Genomic DNA, 24212 nt, shown 5'->3' with positions numbered 1-24212 from the left:
CGAGGTTCCGACAACAGGACGGGCGCCGCGGGAGGCATAACCACCGCACCGAAACACCCCCCGACGGAGACCGCAATGACCTCGGCGACTTCCCCCAGGATCACCCTCATCACCGGCGGCAGCCGCGGCCTCGGCCGCAACACCGCCCTCGCCGTCGCCCGCCGCGGGGGCGACGTCGTCATCACCTATCACAGCCGGGCCGATGCGGCGCAGGAGGTGGTGGCCGAGATCACCGCCATGGGCCGCAAGGCGGCGGCGCTGAAGCTCGACACCGGCGCCGTCGCCGGCTTCGCCGGCTTCGCGGCGGCCCTGAAGGCAGCGCTCGGCGAGACCTTCGGCCGCGAGACGTTCGACCACCTGGTCAACAATGCCGGCCATGGCGACTTCACCCCGCTCGGCGAGACGACGGAGGCGACGTTCGACCGGCTGGTGGACGTGCACCTGAAGGGCGTCTTCTTCCTCATCCAGGCACTGCTGCCGCTGCTCGCGGACGGCGGGCGCATCGTCAACATCTCGTCCGGGCTCACGCAGTTCTGCTATCCCGGCTACAGCGCCTATGCGGCCATGAAGGGCGCGGTGGAGGTGCTCACCCGCTATCTCGCCAAGGAGCTGGGGTCGCGCGGCATCGCCGTGAACACCGTGGCGCCGGGCGCCATCGCCACCGATTTCGGCGGCGGCGCGGTGCGCGACGACGCCGCGATCGCCGCCCATCTGGCCGGCATCACCGCGCTCGGCCGCGTCGGCGTGCCGGACGATATCGGGCCGATGATCGCGGCGCTGCTCGGCCCGGAGAACCGCTGGGTGAACGCCCAGCGCATCGAGGTGTCCGGCGGTCAGGGCCTCTGAGCCAGCCCCGGGGCGGGGCCCGGCCTCAGCGGCCGAGCTCCGCCTCCAGGCGATCGGCCACGGTCCTGGCCACCTTCACGCGGGCATAGAGCTTGTCCTCGGCCTCCACCATGGTCCAGGGCGCGGTGGTGGTGGAGGTGCGGTCCACCATCTCGGTGACCGCCGCCTCGTAGAGCGGCCACTTCTCGCGGTTGCGCCAGTCCTCCGGGGTCAGCTTGAAGCGCTTGTAGGCGATGGTCTCGCGCGCCGCGAAGCGGCGCGCCTGCTCCTCCTGGCTGATGGCGAGCCAGAACTTCACCACGATGTAGCCGGCGTCGCTCAACTCGTCCTCGAAATCGTTGATCTCGCCATAGGCGCGACCCCAGTCCTGCGGGCTGCAGAAGCCTTCCACGCGCTCCACCAGCACGCGGCCGTACCAGGAGCGGTCGAAGATGGCGGTATGGCCGAGCGCCGGCACGCGGCGCCAGAAGCGCCACAGATAGGGCCGGGCGCGCTCCTCGTCGGTGGGGGCGGCGACCGGGTGGACGCGGAAGCGCCGCGGGTCCAGCGCGCGGCGCAGCCGCATGATGGCCGAGCTCTTGCCGGCCGCGTCGCTCCCCTCGAACACCACCACGAGCCCGCGCTTCTCGAACCCGGCCGCCGTGGTGAGGCGGGTGATGCGGTGCTGCGCGGCGTTGAGTTCCTCGCGATAGGTCTTCTCGTCCAGCTTCTTCGAAAGATCGAGCGTGGAGAGGATGGAGAAGGGCGGCAGCCCGGCCGGGGTCTCCGCCGGGTTGAGCGGCTGCGCGCGCACCGGCCGCTCGGCTTCGCCGTCGATGGCGCGCAGCATCTCCAGCAGAACGGTGCCCGTCATGGCATCCCGGTATTCCCCATCCACCGCCGGCACCACATGCCAGGGCGCGAACGGGGTGGAGGTGAGGCGCACCACCTCCTCCGCCGCCGTCCACAGGCGCTGGCGCTCCTTGGGGGTGTCGACCTGCGTCCACTGGCGCACCACGGGGCGCGAATAATGGCCCTTGTCGAGCGCCTTGAGCCGCGTCAGCGCCTCGTCGGCGCCGAGATAGAGCCACAGCTTGAGGATGCTCACGCCTTCCGCGTCGAGCATGGCCTCGTAGCGGCGGATATCCTCAAGCGTGGCGGTGAAGACGGACCGGCCGAGCCGGCCGAGCGCCCGGTCCACGAGGGCGGTCTGGTACCAGGAGCCGAGCATGATGCCGATCTCGCCGTAGCCCGGCAGATCGCGCCAGTATTTCCAGGCCGGCGGATGGGCGCGCTCGGCGCCGTCGGGCGTCTCGAACGTCAGGGTCTGGAGCTTTCTGGCATCGAGCCAGCCGTAGAGGCGGTTCAGCACCGCCCCCTTGCCGGCGCCGTCCGGCCCGTGGATCAGCACCAGCAGCGACCGGCGCTTCTTGTCGATGAGCTGGAACTGGGCGTTGAGCAGGTCTTCCCGGAGCGCCGGCTCCAGGGTCTTGAAGGCGGCCTTATCGAGCTTGTGCTCGAACTTCACGGACTCGAACATCGCTCGCCCTTTCCCGCCATCGGAGCCGCTCAGGCCGAGGCCACCTTCTCGACGCCGGAGGACGGCACCTTCACCAGCGCCTCGCCGTCGAGCACCACCTCGTCCCCCACCTTGCAGACGCAGGACAGGCGGGCGCGGAACTTCTCCGGGATCAGCTCGATCACCTTCACCTCCACGTCCACCGTGTCGTCGATGCGCACCGGCGCGCGGAAGTTGAGGGTCTGGGCGATGTAGATCGCGCCGGGACCCGGCAGGCGGGTGCCGAGCACGGCGGAGATCAGGCTCGCGGTATAGAGCCCGTGGGCGATGCGCCCGCCGAACGGGGTCTTGGCGGCGAAGTGCTGGGACAGATGGATCGGGTTGCGGTCGCCGGTCAGCTCGGCGAAGCCGACGATGTCCGAGGACGAGACGGTCTTGGAGATGCGCTCGGTGCGCCCGACCGTGAGGTCCTCGAAATGGAGGTTCTGCAGCTCGAGAAACATGGCGCGCGGGCTCCTGCGGACAACGGCGCGCAGATTAGTGCGGGCGGGCACGGGAGGGAAGCGAGGGGGCTAAAGCCAACGGGGAATCTCGGTTTGCAGGTGGTCATTCAGGCGGCGACGATCGCCCCGGCGCAGCCAGGCACCTGTTGGATGGAGGACGCTAAAGGTTGGTGCGCCCCAAAGATGGGTCTTTCTCGCCAGAATCCGACCACCTTCACCTAGAGCCACGTTCTCCGCGTCGGTCAGCCGCGGCAAGGTGCCAAGGCCGAGGACGACCATGCGCTGGGGCGCCAATGCTCGAACAATCGTCTCCGCTCGTTCCAGGCAGAACTTTTCAAGGCTGGTTCGCGTCTCGCGCGGCACCCGACGCCAATCTCTCGCGCTCGGCGCGCGAAAAAAGTTCACGTTCAAACCAGTGCAGTCATGCAGGCAAGTCTTGGTCCATACGCCGCGCAAGCGCTCAGCCAAGTCCCAGTCTGCCGTCGCATAATCGCATTGGAGGGGCCACCCTTCATGCTCTCCGTTAAGCCGCCCGGCCGACGCGCTTTCCCTGCCTCCCCCCGGCTGTAAGCCAAGGAACAGGATCGGCGCATGGACCAAAGGCGGGCCGTAGAGAATGCGGAAGCCAAAGTCGTGCTCTCCAAGCGCACTGGAATGCCGCGCATAGAGAGCCCGCGTTTCCTGGTAAATGTCGCGGCAGACCTCCTCACTCGACGGCCCGCCCCGCATCCCTCACCCCTCCTTCAGCTTGCGCATGAGGGCCTCCAGCTCGGCGTCCTTCTCCTTGGGCAGGAGGATGTTGACGCGCACCAGGATGTCGCCATGGCCGCCGGCGACGGTGGGCAGGCCCTTGCCGCGCAGGCGGAACAGGCGCCCGCCGGAGGTCCAGGCGGGGATCGACAGGTCAACCGCGCCCGTGAGCGTCGGCACGCGCACCTTGGCGCCGAGCACCGCGTCGGCGAGCGGCACGTCCACCAGCTGGCGCAGATCGTCGCCGTCGCGCTCGAAGATCGGGTGCGGCGCGTAGGCGATGGTCACGTAGGCATCGCCCGGCGCGCCGCCCATCGGGCTCGGCTCGCCCTGGCCCTTCAGGCGCATGCGATGGCCCTCGCGGGTGCCGGCGGCGATCTTGATGTCGATCTGCTTGCCGTTGGGCAGGCCCACGCGCTTGGAGGCGCCCTCGCTCGCCTCCTCGAAGCTGACGGGCAGCGAAATCTCCATGTCCGCCCCCGGCGGCGGCGCAAAGCCCCCGCCCGCCGAGCGGCGCTGCCGGCCGAAGCCGAAAATGTCGCCGACATCCTCGAAGCCGCCCGCCTCGGCCCGGCCGGCGCCGCGCCGCCCGGTGCGGCGCATGCCCTCGGGGCCGAAGGAGAAGCTCTCGAAGATGGTGTCGCCGTCGAAGCCGGAGAAGCCGCCCGGACCGCCGCGCGCGCCGCCGCCGCCGAAGCCGGCGAATTCGGGCGCGCGGGGCTTGCCCTCGGCGTCGATCTCGCCGCGGTCATACTGGCCGCGCTTGTCCTTGTCGGCCAGGATCTCGTGCGCCGTGTTCAGCTCGGAGAACCTGTCCTGGGCCTTCGGGTCGTCCTTGTTGGCGTCGGGATGCAGCTTCTTCGCGAGCCGCCTGTAGGCACGCTTGATCTCGGCCTCGTCGGCGCTCTTCGACACGCCGAGGACGTCGTAGGGATCACGCATGAAGTCTCACCTCACCGGCCGGCGCTAGATCGGGACCCGCCGACCGCCACCGCTGGCGCGCGGGCGTGTCAGCCGCAGATCCGTCTCTATCATGGATTTGGGCTGCGATCCGGTCACGGAGACCCCGAGGCGCACCGTGACCGGATCGCATCCCAGGGCGACCGGCCACCGAAGATGTGGGAGGCGGGCCCTAAATTGCAACGGCGAAGGTCAGGCCCGGCCGAGAATTCGCACCTGGTTGAGCACGTAGCCCGCGCGGGCGCGGCAGGCCTCGCCCTGGAGCCAGCGGTCGCCGGCCTTGGCGTCCACCACCGAGATCATGAAGTCGCGGCAGCCGGCCCGCGGGGCGCCGATCGGGGTGGCGGTGCCGCTCGCCCCGCTCACCTTGTTTTCCCAGGGGATGGACGGGTCCTTGTCGGGCGAGCGCAGCGCCAGATCGAGCGCGGCCTTGGCCTCCGTCCAGTCGGCCTCGGCGATGCCTTTCGGCGGCGATCCCTCGGGCAGCGGCGCGGAGGCCTGGGTCACGCGCGGGCGCACCGAGCCGGTGATGAGGTCGTCGTCCGGCGCCGGCGCCGTCGCGCAGCCGGCCGATGCGAGCAGGAGGCACACGAGCGCGGCGCCGGGGATCGCGCGCCCGCGGCGCGGGAGGGCTTCGCGCGGGCCACGCGCGCTCCTATGATGGGCGGCCTGCCGGCTCTTGCGAAGGCCGGACGGGGCGAAGGACGACACGAGGGGCTCCCACATGACCACGAGCGAGACCATGGAAGCCCACAACCCCTTAACATCCGGTGATTTTACCGAAGCGTCGGAGCCGTTCCGGCTGTTCGCCGCGTGGCTGGAGGAGGCCGCCAAGTCGGAGCCCAACGACCCCAACGCCATGACCCTCGCCACCGTGGACGAGAGCGGCCTGCCGGACGCGCGCATGGTGCTGCTGAAGGGGCTCGATGCGCGCGGCTTCGTGTTCTTCACCAACACCGAGAGCGCCAAGGGGCGCGAGCTCGCGGCGGTGCCGAAGGCGGCGGCGGTGTTCCACTGGAAGTCGCTGCGCCGGCAGGTGCGGGTGCGCGGCGCGGTGGAGCAGGTGAGCGCGGAGGAGGCGGACGCCTATTTCGCCACCCGCCCGCGTCTGTCGCAGATCGGCGCCTGGGCGAGCCAGCAGTCGCGCCCGCTCGAGGGGCGCTTCGCGCTCGAGGCGGCGGTGGCGGCGACCACCGCGCGCTACGGCCTCGGCACGGTGCCGCGCCCGCCGCACTGGACCGGCTTCCGCATCGTGCCGGTGGCGATCGAGTTCTGGCACGACCGCCCGTTCCGGCTCCACGACCGCGTGCTGTTCAACCGCGCGGGCGAAGGCGCCGACTGGGGGAAGACCCGGCTCTATCCCTGAGGGAACGGCGCTTCGACCGAGGGGACGGGCGCCCTCTCCCTCTTGCGGGAGAGGGGATCACCCGCCGGCGCCTCTCATGCCTCAGAGGGTCGAAAGCTGGCCAGGGGCTCCCGCCTCAGGCGGCCTGCTTCTCCTCCGCCGACGACCACAGGCCGAGCGCGGCGAGCGAGTTCATGCGGGCGCGGTGGGTGAAGGCGGACTGGGCGGCGGCGACGTTCTCGGCCTTGCCCGACCACGCCTTCTGCGGCGCCGCCTGGAGCGCGCGGCCGTAGGAATAAGTGAGCTTCCAGGGCAGGCCGCCGCACTTCACCATGGCGTCGAGATGGGCGGTGGCCTCCTCGTCCGACTGGCCGCCGGACAGGAAGGCGATGCCCGGCACCACGGCGGGCACGCAGCTCTTGAGCAGGCGCACGGTCTTCTCCGCCACCTCCGCCACCGACGCCTTCTTGGCGCTCTTCTTGCCGGGCACCACCATGTTCGGCTTCAGCACCATGCCTTCCAGGCGGATGCGCTGGTAGTACAGCTCCTGGAAGGTCTCCTTGAGCACGAACTCGGTGACCTCGTAGCAGCGGTCGATGTCGTGGTCGCCGTCCATCAGCACTTCCGGCTCGACGATCGGCACGATCTTGGCTTCCTGGCACAGCGCCGCATAGCGCGCCAGCGCGTGGGCGTTGGTGCGGATCGCGGTGTAGGAGGGGATGCCGGCGCCGATGTCGATCACCGCGCGCCACTTGGCGAAGCGCGCGCCGAGCTCGTAATAGGCCGCGAGCCGGCCGGCGAGGCCGTCGAGGCCCTCGGTGATGGTCTCGCCGGGGCAGAACGGCAAGGGCTTGGCGCCCGCATCCACCTTGATGCCGGGGATGGACCCGGCCTCGGCGATCAGCGTCACCAGCGGCGTGCCGTCCTTGGCCTTCTGCCGGATGGTCTCGTCGAACAGGATGACGCCGGAAATGTACTTCTTCATCGCCTCGGAGGAGCGGAACAGCAGCTCGCGGTAGTCGCGGCGGTTCTCCTCGGTCGATTCGACGCCGATGGCGTCGAATCGCTTCTTGATGGTGCTGGAGCTTTCGTCTGCCGCCAGGATGCCCTTGCCGTCGGCCACCATCTTCTGTGCGATCGTATCGAGCTCAGCGGTCATGGATCCCTCGTCCTGCCTTGCCGCCCCTCGCGGCGGGAATGCCCTTAAGAAAGTGATGTTGCGCTGCGGCGTCAACGCCGCAGCGCAGATTTCAGCGCCTGGAGCCCGCCCCGCTCCGCCTGCATCGCCGACCGAGCGGAAAACGCGGACCCGTCTTCAAGTCCGGGCGCCGGCCGCCGCGCAAATTCACGCGGATTGCCCGCATCGCGCCCGGAGCGCCTCGACGCCTGGCAGCGCCTTGCCCTCGAGCCATTCGAGGAACGCGCCGCCGGCGGTGGAGACATAGGAGAAGTCCTGCGCCGCCTTGGCGTGGTTGAGCGCCGCCACCGTGTCGCCGCCGCCGGCGACGGAGAGCAGAAGGCCCTCCTTGGTGAGCCGCGCCACCTCCTGCGCCACCTGAACCGTCGTGGCATCGAAGGGGGTGAGCTCGAACGCGCCGAACGGCCCGTTCCAGACCACCGTCTTCGCGCCCTTGAGCTTCTCGCCCACGAGCGCCGCGGTCCTGGGGCCGGCGTCGAGGATCATCTCGTCGTCGGCCACCGCGTCCACGCCGACGGTGCGGTGCGGGGCGTTGGCCTTGAACTCCTTCGCCACCACCGCGTCCACCGGCAGCACGATCTCGCAGTGCGCCGCCGCGGCCTTCTCCAGGATGTCGCGGGCGGTGCCGAGGAGGTCGTGCTCGCACAGCGACTTGCCCACCTTCTTGCCCTGCGCGGCGAGGAAGGTGTTGGCCATGCCGCCGCCGATGACGAGGATGTCCACCTTCGCCACCAGGTTGCCGAGCAGCTCCAGCTTGGTGGAGACCTTGGCGCCGCCCACCACGGCGAGCACCGGCCGCTGCGGCGCCTCCAGCGCCTTGGTCAAAGCGTCGAGCTCGCCTTGCATCGAGCGGCCGGCATAGGCCGGCAGCCTGTGGGCGAGGCCCTCGGTGGAAGCGTGGGAGCGGTGGGCGGTGGAGAAGCTGTCGTTCACATAGACGTCGCCGAGGCGCGCGAGGGCCTCGACGAAATCCGGCGCGTTCTTCTCCTCGCCGGCATGGAAGCGCGTGTTCTCCAGCACGATCACCTCGCCGGCGGCGAGGCGCTCCACCGCGTCCATCGCCTCGGCCCCGATGCAGTCCGGAGCGAAGGCGACGGCGCGGCCGAGCTCGGCCGAAAGCGCCTTGGCGAGCGGCGCCAGCGACTGGCTGTCGTCCCGGCCCTTGGGCCGGCCGAAATGGGAGATCAGCACCGCCTTGCCGCCCTTCTCCGTGATGGCGCGGATGGTCGGCAGGATGGCGCGGATGCGGGTGCCGTCAGTGACGCGCCCGCTCTCCATGGGGACGTTGAGGTCGACGCGGACGAGCACCCGCTTCTTGGCGAGGTCGGCGTCGTCGAGGGTGCGGTAGGCGATCATGATGAAGCCTCCTCCCCTTGGGTTCAGCCGAGCTTGCCGAGCGCCACGGCCGTGTCGGCCATGCGGTTCGAAAAGCCCCACTCGTTGTCATACCAGCTCATCACCCGCACCAGCGTGCCGTCCATGACCTTGGTCTGGTCCATGTGGAAGGTGGAGGAGTGGGGATCGTGGTTGAAGTCGATGGAGACGTTCGGCGCCAGCGTGTAGCCGAGGATGCCCTTGAGCGGGCCGGCATCCGCCGCCGCCTTGATGGCCGCGTTCACCTCTTCCACCGTGGTCGCCCGCTTGGCGACGAACTTGAGGTCGATCACCGAGACATTGGGGGTCGGCACGCGGATGGAGACGCCGTCGAGCCGGCCCTTCAGCTCGGGCAGCACCAGGCCCACCGCCTTGGCGGCGCCGGTGGAGGTCGGGATCATGGAGAGCGCCGCCGCGCGGGCGCGGTAGAGGTCCTTGTGCACCTGGTCCAGCGAGGGCTGGTCGTTGGTGTAGGAGTGCACCGTGGTCATGAAGCCCTTGTCGATGCCGATGGCATCGTTGAGCACCTTGGCCACCGGGGCGAGGCAGTTGGTGGTGCAGGAGGCGTTCGAGACCACGAAATGCTCTGAGGTGAGCTTATCGTGGTTGACGCCGTAGACCACCGTGAGGTCGGCGCCGTCCGCCGGGGCCGAGACCAGGACGCGGCGGGCGCCGGCGGCAAGGTGGGCCGCCGCCTTGTCGCGGGCGGTGAAGATGCCGGTGCATTCGAGCGCGATGTCGACGCCCAGCTCCTTGTGCGGCAGCGTCGCGGGATCGCGCACCGCCGTCACCTTGATCTTGCCCCGGCCCACGTCGATGGTGTCGCCGTCCACCTTCACCTCGGCCGGAAAGCGGCCGTGCACGCTGTCGAAGCGCAGCAGGTGGGCGTTGGTCTCCACGGGGGCGAGGTCGTTGATCGCCACCACCTCGATGTCGGTGCGGCCGGATTCCACGATCGCGCGCAGCACGTTGCGACCGATGCGACCGAAACCGTTGATGGCCACCTTGACGCTCATGTCCATTCCTCCACGGCCGGCTTGAAGCCCGGCCTTTCCATGTGCCCTGCGCGGCAGGCGGCGTTCCGCCCCCGCGCGCCCGTCGCGCTCCGCCGCGCGCCGAAGTTCAGTCCTGCTTCAAACGGTCGAGCGCCTTTGCCACGACCGCCTCCGGCGTAATGCCGAAATGCTTGAAAAGGTCCTTTCCCGGCGCGCTGGCGCCGAACGAGGTCATTCCCACGAAGGCGAAATCCGAGCCGAGAAGTTCGGCCCACCCCATGCGGACGGCGGCTTCTACGGCCACCTTCGCCGGGGCATCCCCGATCACCGCGGCGCGCTCGGCGGCGGGGCGTTCGAGGAACAGCTCGAAAGAGGGAACGGAGACGACGCGGGTGGGCACCCCCTGCGCCTCCAGCATCTTCTTGGCCTCGGCGGCGAGGGAGACCTCGGAGCCGGTGGCGAACAGGGAGACCTGCGCCTTGCCGTTTGCCGGCAGGATCTCGTAGGCGCCGCCCTTGGAGAGGTTCTCCGCCCCGCCGGGCGCGAGAACCGGCAGGTTCTGGCGCGACAGGATGAGCGCGGACGGACGGTCGGCGGATTCGAGCGCGATCTGCCAGCACTCCGCCGTCTCCACCGTGTCGGCGGGGCGCAGCACAAGCAGGCCCGGTATGGCGCGGAGCGCGGCGAGGTGCTCCACCGGCTGGTGAGTCGGCCCGTCCTCGCCAAGGCCGATGGAATCGTGGGTGAGCACGTGGATCACCCGCTCGCCCATGAGCGAAGCGAGGCGGATCGCCGGGCGGCAATAATCGGAGAATACCAGGAAGCCGCCGGAGAACGGGATCAGCCCGCCATGCAGCGCGATGCCGTTCATGGCCGCCGCCATGCCGTGCTCGCGCACGCCCCAGTGCACGAACGAGCCGGAGAAGTCGTCCGGCGTGATCGCCTTGGCGCCCTTGGCGCGGGTGTTGTTGGAGCCGGTGAGATCGGCCGAGCCGCCGAGCATCTCCGGCACCACCGGCGTGATGGCGTCGAGCACCATCTCCGACGACTTGCGGGTGGCGACCGCGGCCTTTTCCGCCGCCGCCTTGTCCTTGAACTGGCCGATGGCGGCGCCAAGCCCCTCCGGCAGACGGCCGGCAAGGGTGCGCTCGAACTCGGCGCGCCGGTCCGCCGGCAGCGCGGCGAGCCGCTGCTCCCAGGCTTCGCGGTGCGCCCTGCCGGCGGCGCCGGCGGAGCGCCAGGCCGCGAGCACGTCGGCGGGGATCTCGAACGGGGCGGCCTCCCAGCCGAGCGCGGCGCGGGTGGCGGCGATCTCCTCGGGGCCGAGTGGCGCCCCATGGGCCTTCTCCGAGCCCGCCTTCTTGGGCGCGCCGTAGCCGATGGTGGTGCGGCAGGCGATCAGGCTCGGCCGGCCCGAGGTCTTGGCGGCCGCGATGGCGGCGAGGATGGCGTCCGGATCGTGGCCGTCGACCCGGGTGGTGGCCCAGCCGGAGGCGGCGAAGCGGGCGAGCTGGTCGGTGGAGCCGGACAGCGAGGTCGGCCCGTCGATGGAGATGTGGTTGTCGTCCCACAGGACGATCATCTTGGCGAGCTTGAGGTGCCCGGCGAGGTCCGCAGCCTCCTGGCTGACGCCCTCCATGAGGTCGCCGTCCGAGCACAGCACGTAGGTGAAATGGTCCACCACCGCGGCGCCAAATCGCGCCGACAGCGCGCGCTCCGCCATGGCCATGCCGACCGCGGTGGCGATGCCCTGGCCGAGCGGGCCGGTGGTGGTCTCGATGCCCTCGGTGACGAAATTCTCAGGATGGCCGGGCGTGAGCGAACGCAGCTGCCGGAAGCGCCTGATCTCGTCCATGGTCACCTTGGCAAAGCCCAGCAGGTGCATGACGGAGTAAAGCAGCATCGAGCCGTGGCCGGCGGAGAGCACGAAGCGGTCGCGGTCCGGCCAGCGGGGCGCGGCGGGGTCGAGCTTCAGGACCTTGGTGAACAGCACCGTGGCGATGTCCGCCGCCCCCATGGGAAGGCCGGGATGGCCGCTATTGGCAGCCTCCACCGCATCCATGGCAAGGAACCGGATGGCATTGGCCATGCGGTCATGGCTTTGGCGGCTCGACATGTTTTTCTTGTCTCCCGCGCCCGGGCGGGCGCGCTTGGTGACGGGAGCGCCGGGACGGACCGGCCGCCCCCAGACCTCGATGGCGGTCTAGATATCAGCGCCCCGCCGGGTGTCAAACCCGCCAGATGCCGCGCCGTCAAGGCCAGCGCCGCCGCGCGCGCCCGCGCCGCATCGTCGCGGCGCCGCTCGGCGCCGGCCGCGCACGCCCGGGGACCGGTGATCGCCGGCCCGCCGGGGGTCTCACCAGCCTCCCCGCAGCGCGCACGAACCACCTCGGGATACCGCCAAGGACCGGCAGACCTTGGCGCGGCGCAAGTTTTTTCGTTGACAATCGCGTGGCCGGTGGCTCGACGCCCCGCGACTCGGCTAGACTTGATGTCATGTATGCGCTGAAGCACCGTCCGCCGCTCCAGGATACGCCCATCGAGGCCGCCACCAAGCGCCTCCACGCGGCCCTCGACGCGCTCGCCGACGCGCTGGAGCGCCGGCGCGACATGGACCGGCACCAGGAGGCGCTGCTCGCCCAGCTGCACGCGCTCGGCAATGACCGCGCCCGGCTCGCCGCCGAGCTGGACCTGTCGCAGAGCGAGGTGGAGGAGGTGGCGCAGGTGAGCCGCGAGGTGATGCGCCGGCTCGATGTTGCCATGGGCACCATCCGCGACGTGCTCGCGACCCACGGCGGATAAGGGGATGCCCCACGTCTCCGTCACCATCGCCGGACGCCACTACCGGATGGCCTGCGACGAGGGGCAGGAGGAGCACCTGATGCGGCTCGCGCGCGACATCGACACCCGCATCCTCGACCTGCGCGGCGCCTTCGGCGAGATCGGCGATCAGCGCCTGGTGGTGATGGCGGCGATCACCATCGCCGACGAATTGGCCGAGGCGCGCAACCGCATCCGCGCGCTGGAGAGCGACATTGAGGGCCAGCGCGACGCCCGCGCCTCCGCCCTCGCCCGCATCGAGGCGAGCGAGGAGGAGGTGGCGCGGACCATCGAGCAGGTGGCCGAGCGCATCGAGCGCCTGTCGGCCGATCTCACCCCGCGCGAAAAGGGCAATGTCGGCATGGGCTGAGGGGCCGGTCCGGCCGCGGCCCCGATCCCCCGGCCGCGCCGGGGGATGACCGGCGGTCCGGCAGGACCGCTTGCCGCCGAAGCGGCCCTATTGCCCTCACATGCCGATCGGACGGCGCAGGTCGAGCGTGGTGGGGAACTCGTCGGGCGCGGTCTCCGCCGGCACGTGGGCCATGCCCGGCGTGTGGCCGTAATCCTGGAACCGGGCGAGCCGGCGCGCCTCGGCCTCGTAGGAATTCACCGGGAAGGTCTCGTAGGACAGGCCGCCCGGATGCGACACATAATAGACGCAGCCGCCGCGCGAGCGCTGGCTCCAGGTGTCCACCACGTCGAACACCAGCGGCGCATGCACCGGAATGGTGGGATGCAGCGCCGACCAGGGCTGCCACGCCTTGTAGCGCACGCCGCCGACGAAGGTGCCGTTGCGGCCCGTCGGCGCCACCGGCACGCGCCGGCCGTTGCAGGTGAGCACGTGGCGCGCGGGGTTGAAGCCCTCCACCTTGACCTGCAGGCGCTCGACCGACGAGTCCACGTAGCGGGCGGTGCCGCCGGTCACGCCCTCCTCGCCCAGCACGTTCCAGCATTCGAGCGCCTGGCGCACCTCCACGTCCACGCCGCCGCGCTGCACCTGGCCGTAGAGCGGGAAGCGGAACTCGAACTGCGCCCGGAACCATTCGGGATCGAACGCATAGCCGGCGTCGGCGAGGTCCTCGAGCACGTCGAGGAAGTCCGACCAGACATAATGAGGCAGCATGAAGCGGTCGGTGAGGATGGTGCCCCAGCGGGTGCAGTTGCCGTGCACCGGCGCCTTCCACAGGCGCGCCACCAGGGCGCGCAGCAGCAGCTGCTGGGCAAGGCTCATGCGCCAGTCCGGCGGCATCTCGAAGCAGCGGAACTCCACCAGGCCGAGCCGCCCGGTGGGGCCGTCCGGCGAATAGAGCTTGTCGATGGAGATTTCCGTGCGGTGGGTGTTGCCGGTGACGTCCACAAGGATGTTGCGCAGCAGCCGGTCCACCAGCCAGGGGGCGGGCGGCAGCTCGCCGCCGGGCAGCGGAATCTTCGAGAGCGCGATCTCGAGCTCGTACAGGCTGTCGTGGCGCGCCTCGTCGACGCGCGGATGCTGCGAGGTGGGGCCGATGAACAGGCCCGAGAACATGTAGGACAGGCTCGGATGGCGCTGCCAGAACAGCAGCAGGCTCTTCAGCAGGTCCGGCCGGCGCAGGAACGGGCTGTCCGCCGGCGTCGCGCCGCCCACCACCACATGGTTGCCGCCGCCGGTGCCGGTGTGGCGCCCGTCCACCATGAACTTCTCGGTGCCGAGGCGGGCGAGGCGCGCCTCTTCATAGAGCGCGTGGGTGATCTCCACGCAGCCTTTCCAGCTCTCGGACGGGTGGACGTTCACCTCCAGCACGCCCGGATCGGGGGCGAGGCGGATGAGGTTGAGGCGCGGGTCGAACGGCGGCGGATAGCCTTCGAGGTGGATCGGCATGTTCTGCGCGATCGCCACCTGCTCCACCGCGGCGATGAGGTCCACATAGTCCTCGAGCCGCTCCACCGGCGGCAGGAACACGCACAGGCGCCCGCCGCGCGGCTCCACGCACAGCGCGGTGCGGGTGTCGGCGGTGACGATCTGGCTGTCATTGGCGGCGATGTACTGGCGCACCAGTTCCTGCGCCCGCTCGCCGACGCCGTAGGCCTCGGTGCGCGGCGCCACCTGGTAGCGCGCCCGCGCGTCGCCCGCCGGCGCGCCGTCGCGGTAGCGGGCGGAGAGCTCGGCGGCGTCGGGCAGCGGGCCGCGCGGCTCGAACGTGTCCTCCTGCACCGTGAACGGATAGCGGGTGGGCGCGAGATAGGGCATCGATTCCAGCGGCAGCCGGTAGCCGATCGGGCTCTCGCCGGGGATCAGGAACAGGAACTCGCGGCGGAAGGTCCAGGCCTCGGAGACCCAGACCGGGGCGCCGCCGGCCAAGGTCGCGCGGCGCAGGGGCAGCACCACGCCCGAGGGGTTGGCGAGGCCTTGGTTGAAGGCCCGCGCCAGCATGCGGCGCTGCACCTCGTCGGCGATGCGCGGATCGCCGGGCGGGATGTTCTCGGGAAGGCACTGCTCCTTCCACATGAAATAGATGTTGTCCTCGAACGCCGGCAGGACGAAATCGGCGCTGAGCCCGAGCTTTTCGGCGATCGCCTTGCCGAAGCGCTCGGCCTCGGCCGGGCCGACGCCATGGTCGTCGGTCTCGCCCGCGATCAGGTCCTCGCGGGTCCACATGGGCTGGCCGTCCTTGCGCCAGAACAGGTCGAAGGACCAGCGCGGCAGCGTCTCCCCGGGATACCACTTGCCCTGGCCGAAATGCAGCACGCCGTCGCCGGCGAAGCGCTTGCGCAGGCGGCGGATGAGATCGTCGGCGCGCACCCGCTTCTGCGGGCCGAGCGCCTCGGTGTTCCATTCGGGGGATTCGTAGTCGTCGATGGACACGAAGGTGGGCTCGCCGCCCATGGTCAGGCGCACGTCGCCGGCCGCGAGGTCCGCGTCCACCTTGGCGCCGAGGGCATCGAGGGCGGTCCAGGTCTCGTCCGAGAACGGCAGCGTCACGCGCGGCGCCTCGGCGACGCGGGTGACCTCCATCTCGAAGCCGAATTCCACCTCGGCCTTGCCGACCAGGCCGGTGATGGGCGCGGCCGAACCGTAATGCGGGGTGGCGGCGAGCGGGATGTGCCCCTCGCCGCACAGAAGGCCCGAGGTGGGGTCGAGGCCGATCCAGCCGGCGCCCGGCACATAGACCTCGCACCAGGCGTGCAGATCGGTGAAGTCCACCGCCGTGCCGGAAGGGCCGTCCAATGCGGCGACGTCGGGCTTGAGCTGGATCAGGTAGCCGGAGACGAAGCGCGCGGCGAGGCCGAGATGGCGCAGCACCTGCACCAGCAGCCAGCCGGTGTCGCGGCAGGAGCCGAGCTTCTTCTCCAAGGTCTCGTCGGGCGTCTGCACGCCCGGCTCCATGCGGATGACGTAGCCGATCTCCTTCTGGAGCCGCTGGTTGATCTCCACCAGGAAGTCGACGATGCGCTTCTTCTCGCGCGGCACCGAGGCGACGAAGGCGTCGAACCGCGCGCCCTCGGTCTCCAGCTCCAGATAGGGCGCGAGCTCGGCCTTCAGACCGGGGGCGTAGGCGAAGGGGAATTCGGCGGCATAGTCCTCGACGAAGAAGTCGAACGGATTGATCACGTCGAGCTTGGCCAGCAGGTCGACCTCGACCTTGAACTCGGTGGTCTTCTCGGGGAAGACGACGCGGGCGAGCCAGTTGCCGAAGGGGTCCTGCTGCCAGTTGATGAAATGTTGGGCAGGCCTGATCTTGAGGGAATATGAGGGAATGACGGTGCGGCTGTGCGGCGCCGGACGCAGGCGGATGGTCTGCGGTCCGAGCGTGACCGGGCGGTCGTAGCTATAGCTCGTGACGTGGTGCAGGCTCGCGAGGATGGACATCGGAAACACCTGATCCTGCGGGCCACGACCTGGCCCTGGTTAGAGCACTCCGAAGGTAGACAAGCCTCCGAGCGAGCGGAAGCGCGACTTTGCGGCGACACATGCTGCATCGGCAGGCATGCACGCAAGGGGAGGCTTCACACAAGAGAAATGCAACTTTCGCATAGCTCGGCGCGCGACGCGCCCGTGCCGGCCGAAAACGCCGCGGCGCGGCGGCGCCGGCGCCCGCGCGCCGACGGGCCCGGCGGCGCCGGGATCACGGGCCGGCCTCAGGCCGTGGCGGGCGCGGGCCCGCTTTCGCCGGCCGGTCCCTTCGGGCCTTCGGGCGGCTCGGGCGCGCCGGCCCCGTGCGGCCCCTGCTTCTTCTTCTTGCCGCGCTCCTCGAAGCGCTGCAGCACGGTGTAGAAGGACGGCACGAACAGCACCGCGAGGCAGGTGGAGGCGAGCATGCCGGAGACCACCGCGATGCCGATGGACTTGCGCGAGTTCGCCCCGGCGCCGGTGGCGAACACCAGCGGCAGCACGCCGAGGATGAAGGCGAACGAGGTCATGAGGATGGGGCGGAACCTGAGGCGCGCCGCCTCCACCGCCGCATCGGTGATCTCCATCCCCTCCATGCGCTTCTCGCGGGCGTACTCGACGATCAGGATGGCGTTCTTCGAGGCGAGCGCGATCAGCAGCACCAGGCCGATCTGGGTGTAGAGGTTGTTCGACACCCCGAGGCCGACGAGCGCGCCCACGGTGCCGAGCAGCGCCAGCGGCACCGCGAGGATCACCGACATGGGCTGGATCCAGCTCTCATACTGTCCCGCGAGCACGAAATAGACCAGCAGGATGGCGAGCGCGAACACGAAGTAGATCTGCGTGCCCACCGCCTTCTCCTGGAACGACATGGCGGTCCATTCGAAGCCGGTGCCCGGCGGCAGAGTGGAGGCGGCGATCTGCTCCATGAGGTCCAGGGCCTGGCCGGAGGAGAAGCCGGCGGCGTTGGTGCCGACGATGGTGGAGCTCGGATACAGGTTGTAGAGCGAGATCAGCGGCGGGCCCTGCACCACCTTCACGGTGAGCAGCGTGCCGAGCGGGACCATGGTGCCCTGGGGCGAGCGGACCTTGAGCGCCTCGAGGTCCGCCGGGGTGACGCGGAAGCCGGCGTCGGCCTGGATATAGACCTGGAACACGTTGCCGAACTTGTTGATCTGGTTGACGTAGGTCGAGCCCAGATAGGACGAGATGGTGGAGAACACCTGGCCCACGGTGACGCCCAGCGTCTCCGCCTTCACGCGGTTGATCTCCACCTCGAGCTGGGGCGCGCCGGCGCGGAACGAGCTCGAGACGTGCGAGAGCGCCGACTGGGCGTTGGCCTTGTCGATCATCGAGGTGGTGATCTGCTCCAGCAGCGTGTAGTCGAAATTGCCGTTCCTCAGCTGCGGCTGCATGGTGAAGCCGGCGGCGTTGCCGATGCCCTGGATGGCCGGCGGCACGATGATGGCGCAGTTCGCCTGCTCCACATCCGCCACCGCCTTGTTCAGGTTCTCGTACATGGATAGCAGGTCCTGGCCCTTGGTGGCGTAGCGCACGTCCCAGGGGGTCAGGGTGATGTAGATGACGCCCGCATTGGCGAGGGTGGAGGAATTGTCCAGCACCGAGATGCCCGAGATGGCGAGCGCGGTCTGCACGCCGGGCACCTTGCGCACCCGCTCCGAGACGTCCGCCATCACCTGCTTGGTGCGGTTGAGGTTGGCGCCATCCGGCAGCTGCACCGCGACCAGGAAGTAGCCCTGGTCCTCGATCGGCAGGAACGAGGTGGGCACCCGCGTCAGGCCCCATCCGGCCAGCGCCATGAGGGCAAGGGCGATGATCGCCATCAGCTTGGAGTGGTGCACCATGCGCGAGATGAGGCCGGTGTAGCCGTGCTCGGCCTTGCCGTAGATGGCATTGAAGCCGCGGTAGATGAAGTTGCGCTTTTCCGGCGGCACCGGCTTGCGCAGCCAGAGCGCGCACTGGGTGGGCTTCAGCGTCGCCGCGTTGATGGCCGAGATGAAGGCGGTGGCGGCGATGACGAGCGCGAACTGCTTGAACATCTGCCCCGACAATCCGGGGATGAAGGAGGCCGGCAGGAACACGCTCATCAGCACCAGCGTGATGCCCACCACCGGCCCGAACAGTTCGTCCATGGCCTTCTCGGCGGCCGGCTGGCCGGCCATGCCCTCCTCGATGTGCCGCGCCACGCCCTCGACGATGACGATGGCGTCGTCCACCACGATGCCGATGGCGAGGATGATGGCGAACAGCGTCGACAGATTGATGGTGAAGCCCATGGCGTCCATGGCGGCGAACGCGCCGATGATGGTCACCGGCACCGTGGTCGCCGGGACCAGCGTCGCGCGCCAGTCCTGGAGGAACATGAGGATCACCACCAGCACCAGGATCGCCGCCTCGAACAGGGTCTTCCAGACCTCGTCGATGGAGGCGGAGACGAACCACGTGGTGTTGAACGGATTCGAATAGTCGAGCCCCTCCGGGAAGTCCTTCTTCAGCTGCTCCATCTTCTGGCCGACCAGGGTCGAGACCTCGAGCGCGTTGGCCGAGGGCAGCTGGAAGACGCCGATGCCGGCCGCAGGCTTGTTGTCCTGCATGAAATCCTTGGAATAGCTCTGCGCGCCCAGCTCCACCCGGCCGATGTCGCGGATCCGCACGATGCGCCCGCCATTCTCGTTGTCGACCTTGACGATGATGTTCTCGTAGTCGGCCACGTTGTCGAGACGGCCGCGCACGTTCACCGTGTATTGGAACGAGGCGTTGGAGGGGGCCGGCGGGATGCCGAGCTGGCCGGGCGTGACCTCCTGGCTCTGCTTCTGGATCGCGTTCGACACGTCGGTGGGGGTGAGGCCCACCGCCTGCATCTTGTCCGGATCCATCCAGATGCGCATGGCATAGGTGCCGGCGCCGAACACGGCGACATTGGCGACGCCTGGCACGCGCTCCAGCTCGTTCTGGATGTTGATGATGGCGTAGTTGTTCAGGAACAGGCCGTCATAGCGCCCGTCCGGCGAGATCAGGGTCACGAATTCGAGGATCGAGGTGCCCTTCTGCAGGATGGTGACGCCCTGGGCCTGCACCTGCTGGGGCAGCGAGGCGAGGGCGATGTTGACGCGGTTCTGCACCAGCACCTGCGCCATGTTGGGGTCGGTGCCGATGGCGAAGCTGACGATCAGCGTGTAGGTGCCGTCCGAGGCCGACCAGGACTGCATGTAGATCATGCCCTCGACGCCGTTCACCTGCTGCTCGATGGGCAGGGCGACGGTGTCGATGAGGGTCTTGGCGGAGGCGCCGGGATAGGAGGTGGACACCGACACCGTGGGCGGCACGATGTTGGGATATTGCGAGACCGGCAGGCGGACGAGGGAGACCAGCCCGATCAGCACGAAGACGAGGGCGAGCACGTTCGAGAGCACCGGCCGCTCGATGAAAAAGCGCGAGATCATGGGCGCTCCCTTAGGTTCGAGGGACGGGTCAGTTCTTGGGTGCGGCGGGCGTGGCGGGCGCGGGCGTGGCGGGCGTGGCCGGGGCAGGCGCGGCGCCGCCGCCGATGGCGTCGGGAACCCCCGCGGGCTTGGTGCGCGGCGCCCCCGGCGCCACGACCGGTGCGACACCGGCGATCTTGCCGTCCTCCGGATCGATCTTCGAGCCCGGCACGGCGCGCTGGAGGCCGTTGATGATGATGCGGTCGCCGAGTTTCAGCCCGGCGGTGATGGAGCGCAGCCCGTTGGCCTGGAGCTGGCCGGTGGTCACCGTGGTCTGCGACACCACGTTGTCGGCGCTCACGGTGAGCACATAGGCGCCGAGCTGGTTGTGGCTGATGGCGGCGTCGGGCACGAGGATGGTGGGCGAGGCGTCGCCGAGCGGCAGGCGCACCCGCGCGAACAGGCCCGGCAGCAGCCCGAAGTCCTTGTTGTCGAAGATGCCGCGCACGGTGAGCGTGCCGAGGTTCGGGTCCACCTGGGGCGCGATATAATCGAGCTTGCCGGTGTGCGGGAAGCCCTCCTCGGTCTGCAGGCCGATCTCCACCGGGATGTTGCCGATGCGGCGCTCGACGCTCATCAGCGTGCGCCCGGTCTTGGCCAGCTGCTCCTTGATGTTGAGCACCTGCTGCTCGCTCAGGGAGAACCAGACATAGATCGGGTCCACCTGGACGATGGTGGCGAGCTTGGTGGGGCCGCTATAGCCCACCAGGGCGCCGACGTCCTGCAGATGGGCCGTGACGAGGCCGTCGAACGGGGCGATCACCTGGGTATAGCCGAGATTGATCTGCGCCGTCTGCACCGCGGCCTCGGCATTGGCCACGTTGGCCACCGCCTGGTCGCGCTTGGCGCGCGCCTGGTCGAGGGTGGCCTGGGAGGCGAAGTCCTGCTTGGCGAGCTGCGCCTGGCGGTTGAATTCGGCTTCGGCCTGCACCTGGAGCGCCTGATTCGCCGCCAGCGTCGCCTTGGCCTGGTCGAGGCTCGCTTTGTACTGGTCCTGCTCGATCACGAACAGCACCGAGCCCTTCTTGGCGAGCTGGCCGTCCTGGTAGTTGATGGCGGTCAGGAAGCCCTGGACGCGGGCGTTGAGATCGACCGAATTGATGGAGGCGGTGTTGCCGGTGAGCTCCAGATAGCGCGTCACCGGCTCCTGGATCACGGCGGCGACCGTCACCTTGGGGGGCGGCGGCGGCACGTAGGTGTTCTTCTCCTCGCAGGCGGCGAGCAGAAGCGCGGCCAAGACCGCAATGCCGCCACGGCGCAGGCCGGACACCCGGATTCGCCCCACCATTCCCCATCCCCCGATTGTGCAGTTGCGGCGGATACTAAGCATGGGTCCATGACGTGTCCATGAGGGGAATTGGCCACAATCGGTTCTTGCCGATGGCTTCCTCGCCGCGGCGACGCCCTCGGCCCGGGACGCGAGGCGGCGACGGCGCCGCCGGCGCCGCGCCCGGACCCGCGACGGCGCAGGCGGGGCGCAAGGCCGGGGCACGGGGGCGGTGCGCCCCACGCGAGGAGCGGCCGCGCGCCGCCCGCCGCTCGCATTGACATTGCCCCCACCCGTTCATAAGTGTCCGCCAGGATCTGCGCCCCCTGCGGCGGCAGGAGGGTCATTCGTTGCTCCGCGCGCCCTTGCGGCAGGTGCGAAGCGCCCGTTTCCCCGACTTGCTGCCGCCGCATTGGGGGTATTCAAGAACGCCCCATTTCCCGGAAGGTCCGGCGGCCCGTTCCCGCCTCCTTCGGACCCGACGGATCGGAACAGAGACTACCCATGCTAGGTGGATTTGCCCGCAAGCTCTTCGGCTCCGCGAACGACCGCCGCGTGAAGGGCTACCGCCCGCGCGTCGAGGCCATCAATGCCATGGAGAAGGAGCTGGAAGGCCTTTCCGACGCGGCGCTGCGCGCCCGGACCGAGGACTTCCGCCGCAAGATCGCCGACGGCGCCTCCCTCGACGACCTCCTGGTGCCGGCCTTCGCCACCGTGCGCGAGGGCTCCAAGCGCGCGCTCGGCATGCGCCCGTTCGACGTCCAGCTGATCGGCGGCATGGTGCTGCACGAGGGCGGCATCGCCGAGATGAAGACCGGCGAGGGCAAGACCCTGGTCGCCACCCTGCCGGTCTATCTCAACGCGCTCGCCGGCAAGGGCGTGCACGTGGTGACCGTGAACGACTACCTCGCCAGGCGCGACGCCGAATGGATGGGCCGGCTCTACCGCTTCCTGGGTCTTTCGACCGGCGTCATCGTCCACGGCCTCGACGACGACGAGCGCCGCGCCGCCTACAATTGCGACGTCACCTACGCCACCAACAACGAACTCGGCTTCGACTATCTGCGCGACAACATGAAGTATGAGCGCGGCCAGATGGTGCAGCGCCCGCATTTCTACGCCATCGTCGACGAGGTGGATTCGATCCTGGTGGACGAGGCGCGCACGCCGCTCATCATCTCCGGCCCGCTCGACGACCGCTCGGACTTCTACAACACCATCGACACCTACATCCCCCGGCTCGCCAAGGAGGATTACGAGGTGGACGAGAAGCAGCGCACCGTCACCATGACGGAAGCGGGCATGGAGAAGATGGAGCAGATGCTCACCGAGGCCGGCCTGCTGAAGTCCGAGAGCCTCTACGACATCGAGAACGTCTCGGTGGTGCACCACGTGAACCAGGGGCTGCGGGCCCACAAGCTGTTCCAGCGCGACAAGGACTACATCGTGCGCAACGGCGAGGTGGTCATCATCGACGAATTCACCGGCCGCATGATGCCGGGCCGGCGCTATTCGGAGGGCCTGCACCAGGCGCTGGAAGCCAAGGAGCGGGTCCAGGTGCAGCCGGAGAACCAGACGCTGGCCTCCATCACCTTCCAGAACTATTTCCGCCTCTACCAGAAGCTCGCCGGCATGACCGGCACGGCGGCGACCGAGGCGTCCGAGTTCGCCGACATCTACAAGCTCGAAGTGGTGGAGATCCCCACCAACATGCCGGTCTCGCGCGTCGACGACGACGACGAGGTCTACCGGACCGCGAGCGAGAAGTACAAGGCCATCATCACCTTGATCGGCCAGTGCCACGAGAAGGGCCAGCCGGTGCTGGTCGGCACCACCTCGATCGAGAAGTCGGAGCTGCTCGCCGAGCTCTTGAAGCAGGCGGGCTTCCGCCAGGTGGACTATTCCGATCCCGCCGCCGTCGCCGCCGGCCGGGACAATGCCCGCACCTTCTCGGTGCTGAACGCGCGCTACCACGAGCAGGAAGCCTACATCGTGGCCCAGGCGGGCGTGCCCGGCGCCGTCACCATCGCCACCAACATGGCCGGCCGCGGCACCGACATCAAGCTCGGCGGCAATGTGGAGATGCGCGTCCTCCACGAATTGAAGGACATGCCCGAGGGCGAGGAGCGCGCGAGCGCCGAGGCCAAGATCGCCCGCGAGGTGGAGGCGCTGAAGCAGAAGGCGCTCGCCGCCGGTGGCCTGTTCGTGCTCGGCACCGAGCGCCACGAGAGCCGGCGCATCGACAACCAGCTGCGCGGCCGTTCCGGCCGCCAGGGCGATCCCGGCCATTCCAAGTTCTTCCTCTCGCTGGAAGACGACCTGATGCGCATCTTCGGGTCGGACCGGCTCGACGGCATGCTGCAGCGGCTCGGCCTCAAGGAGGACGAGGCGATCGTCCATCCCTGGATCAACAAGGCGCTGGAGAAGGCGCAGCAGAAGGTCGAGGCGCGCAACTACGACATCCGCAAGAACCTTCTGAAGTATGACGACGTGCTCAACGACCAGCGCAAGGTGGTGTTCGAGCAGCGCGTCGAATTGATGAACGACGACGACGTGGCCGAGACGGTGGAGGACATGCGCCATGCCCTCATCACCGAGACGGTGGCGAAGTTCATCCCCGAGAACGCCTATCCCGAGCAGTGGGACGTGGACGGCCTCGACGCCGCGGTCAAGGAGCTGCTGGGCATCGAGCTTCCGGTCAAGGACTGGGCCAGGGAAGAGGGCATCGCCGGCCCCGAGGTCACCGAGCGCATCATCCGCCGCGCCGACGAATGGATGGCCGCCAAGACCGGCCAGTACGGGCCGGACATCATGCGCTACGTGGAGAAGTCCATCCTTCTCCAGACCCTCGACCATCTGTGGCGCGAGCACATCGCCATGCTGGACCATCTGCGCCAGGTGGTGGGCCTGCGCGGCTATGCCCAGCGCGATCCGCTGAACGAGTACAAGTCCGAGGCGTTCAACCTGTTCTCGGCGCTGCTGAACCGCCTGCGCGAGATCGTCACCGCCCAGCTCATGCGGGTGGAGATCGTCACCCAGCCGCCGCCGATGGGCGAGCTGCCGCCCATGGAGGCGCACCACGAGGACCCGCTGACCGGCGAGGACGAGATGGCCGGCGCCGGCGCCGCCCTCGGCAGCCGTCCCCAGCCGCTGCTCTCGGGCGACCTCGCCGTGGCCGAGCGCAATCCGGACGATCCCTCGAGCTGGGGCAAGGTGGGGCGCAACGAGGCCTGCCCCTGCGGCTCGGGCAAGAAATACAAGCACTGCCACGGCCGCTTCGCCTGA

17 protein-coding genes are annotated in these 24212 nt (G+C 69.3%); 5 read left to right on the top strand and 12 right to left on the bottom strand.

Annotation, left to right across the window (positions count from 1 at the left end; genetic code table 11):
* The first annotated feature begins 75 nt into the window (after window positions 1-75).
* A complete protein-coding gene (locus ABLE88_RS10295; RefSeq protein WP_348831466.1) occupies window positions 76-846 on the top strand; it encodes an SDR family oxidoreductase in 771 nt (256 codons plus the stop codon).
* A 25-nt stretch (window positions 847-871) separates the two neighbouring features.
* Here the strand turns inward: ABLE88_RS10295 and pap are convergent, their stop codons facing one another.
* From pap to ABLE88_RS10270, 5 genes are all read right to left on the bottom strand, one after another.
* The gene (pap, locus tag ABLE88_RS10290; protein WP_348831465.1) at window positions 872-2365 is read right to left on the bottom strand and encodes a polyphosphate:AMP phosphotransferase; all 1494 of its coding nucleotides are present in this window, start codon (window positions 2363-2365) and stop codon (window positions 872-874) included.
* 29 nt (window positions 2366-2394) lie between these two features.
* Complete coding sequence (locus tag ABLE88_RS10285; protein WP_348831464.1) at window positions 2395-2847, bottom strand: MaoC family dehydratase; 453 nt, start codon at window positions 2845-2847, stop codon at window positions 2395-2397.
* A 69-nt stretch (window positions 2848-2916) separates the two neighbouring features.
* Window positions 2917-3576: a hypothetical protein gene (locus tag ABLE88_RS10280; RefSeq protein WP_348831463.1), complete on the bottom strand. Its 660-nt coding sequence runs from the start codon at window positions 3574-3576 to the stop codon at window positions 2917-2919.
* A 3-nt stretch (window positions 3577-3579) separates the two neighbouring features.
* A complete protein-coding gene (locus ABLE88_RS10275) occupies window positions 3580-4539 on the bottom strand; it encodes a DnaJ C-terminal domain-containing protein (protein ID WP_348831462.1) in 960 nt (319 codons plus the stop codon).
* Between the two features lie 210 nt (window positions 4540-4749).
* The gene (locus ABLE88_RS10270) at window positions 4750-5301 is read right to left on the bottom strand and encodes an RT0821/Lpp0805 family surface protein (RefSeq protein WP_348831460.1); all 552 of its coding nucleotides are present in this window, start codon (window positions 5299-5301) and stop codon (window positions 4750-4752) included.
* Between ABLE88_RS10270 and pdxH the strand changes: the two genes are divergently transcribed.
* Window positions 5282-5923 (top strand): pyridoxamine 5'-phosphate oxidase, encoded by a 642-nt coding sequence (pdxH, locus tag ABLE88_RS10265; protein WP_348831458.1) that lies wholly within the window; start codon window positions 5282-5284, stop codon window positions 5921-5923. The two genes, ABLE88_RS10270 and pdxH, sit on opposite strands and share 20 nt — an antisense overlap.
* A gap of 115 nt (window positions 5924-6038) precedes the next feature.
* Here pdxH and ABLE88_RS10260 read toward each other — a convergent pair whose 3' ends face one another.
* From ABLE88_RS10260 to tkt, 4 genes are all read right to left on the bottom strand, one after another.
* A complete protein-coding gene (locus ABLE88_RS10260) occupies window positions 6039-7061 on the bottom strand; it encodes a class I fructose-bisphosphate aldolase (protein ID WP_348831457.1) in 1023 nt (340 codons plus the stop codon).
* Window positions 7062-7247: 186 nt separating this feature from the next.
* On the bottom strand, window positions 7248-8456 hold the full coding sequence (locus tag ABLE88_RS10255; RefSeq protein WP_348831455.1) for a phosphoglycerate kinase: 1209 nt from the start codon (window positions 8454-8456) through the stop codon (window positions 7248-7250).
* A 23-nt stretch (window positions 8457-8479) separates the two neighbouring features.
* A complete protein-coding gene (gap, locus tag ABLE88_RS10250; RefSeq protein ID WP_348831454.1) occupies window positions 8480-9490 on the bottom strand; it encodes a type I glyceraldehyde-3-phosphate dehydrogenase in 1011 nt (336 codons plus the stop codon).
* Window positions 9491-9596: 106 nt separating this feature from the next.
* Complete coding sequence (gene tkt, locus ABLE88_RS10245) at window positions 9597-11585, bottom strand: transketolase (RefSeq protein ID WP_348831453.1); 1989 nt, start codon at window positions 11583-11585, stop codon at window positions 9597-9599.
* A 380-nt stretch (window positions 11586-11965) separates the two neighbouring features.
* On the opposite strand from tkt, the gene ABLE88_RS10240 reads away from it, so the two are divergent.
* A complete protein-coding gene (locus ABLE88_RS10240) occupies window positions 11966-12271 on the top strand; it encodes a DUF4164 domain-containing protein (RefSeq protein ID WP_348831451.1) in 306 nt (101 codons plus the stop codon).
* A 4-nt stretch (window positions 12272-12275) separates the two neighbouring features.
* Window positions 12276-12659, top strand: coding sequence for a cell division protein ZapA (locus ABLE88_RS10235; RefSeq protein WP_348831450.1), 384 nt, complete (start codon window positions 12276-12278; stop codon window positions 12657-12659).
* Between the two features lie 96 nt (window positions 12660-12755).
* Here the strand turns inward: ABLE88_RS10235 and ABLE88_RS10230 are convergent, their stop codons facing one another.
* The 3 genes from ABLE88_RS10230 to ABLE88_RS10220 form a co-directional block, all read right to left on the bottom strand.
* On the bottom strand, window positions 12756-16136 hold the full coding sequence (locus ABLE88_RS10230; protein ID WP_348831449.1) for a transglutaminase family protein: 3381 nt from the start codon (window positions 16134-16136) through the stop codon (window positions 12756-12758).
* Between the two features lie 269 nt (window positions 16137-16405).
* Window positions 16406-19621, bottom strand: a complete 3216-nt coding sequence (locus tag ABLE88_RS10225; protein ID WP_348831447.1) for an efflux RND transporter permease subunit — start codon at window positions 19619-19621, stop codon at window positions 16406-16408.
* Between the two features lie 28 nt (window positions 19622-19649).
* A complete protein-coding gene (locus ABLE88_RS10220; protein WP_348831446.1) occupies window positions 19650-20948 on the bottom strand; it encodes an efflux RND transporter periplasmic adaptor subunit in 1299 nt (432 codons plus the stop codon).
* A gap of 483 nt (window positions 20949-21431) precedes the next feature.
* On the opposite strand from ABLE88_RS10220, the gene secA reads away from it, so the two are divergent.
* Entirely contained in the window at window positions 21432-24212 is a 2781-nt protein-coding gene (gene secA / locus ABLE88_RS10215; RefSeq protein WP_348831445.1) for a preprotein translocase subunit SecA, read from the top strand.

The organism is Xanthobacter luteus, from assembly GCF_040049235.1.
Taxonomy (GTDB): domain Bacteria; phylum Pseudomonadota; class Alphaproteobacteria; order Rhizobiales; family Xanthobacteraceae; genus Xanthobacter.
The sequence above is the reverse complement of the archived record's forward strand: the minus strand, read 5'-3'. Positions and strand labels throughout refer to the sequence as shown.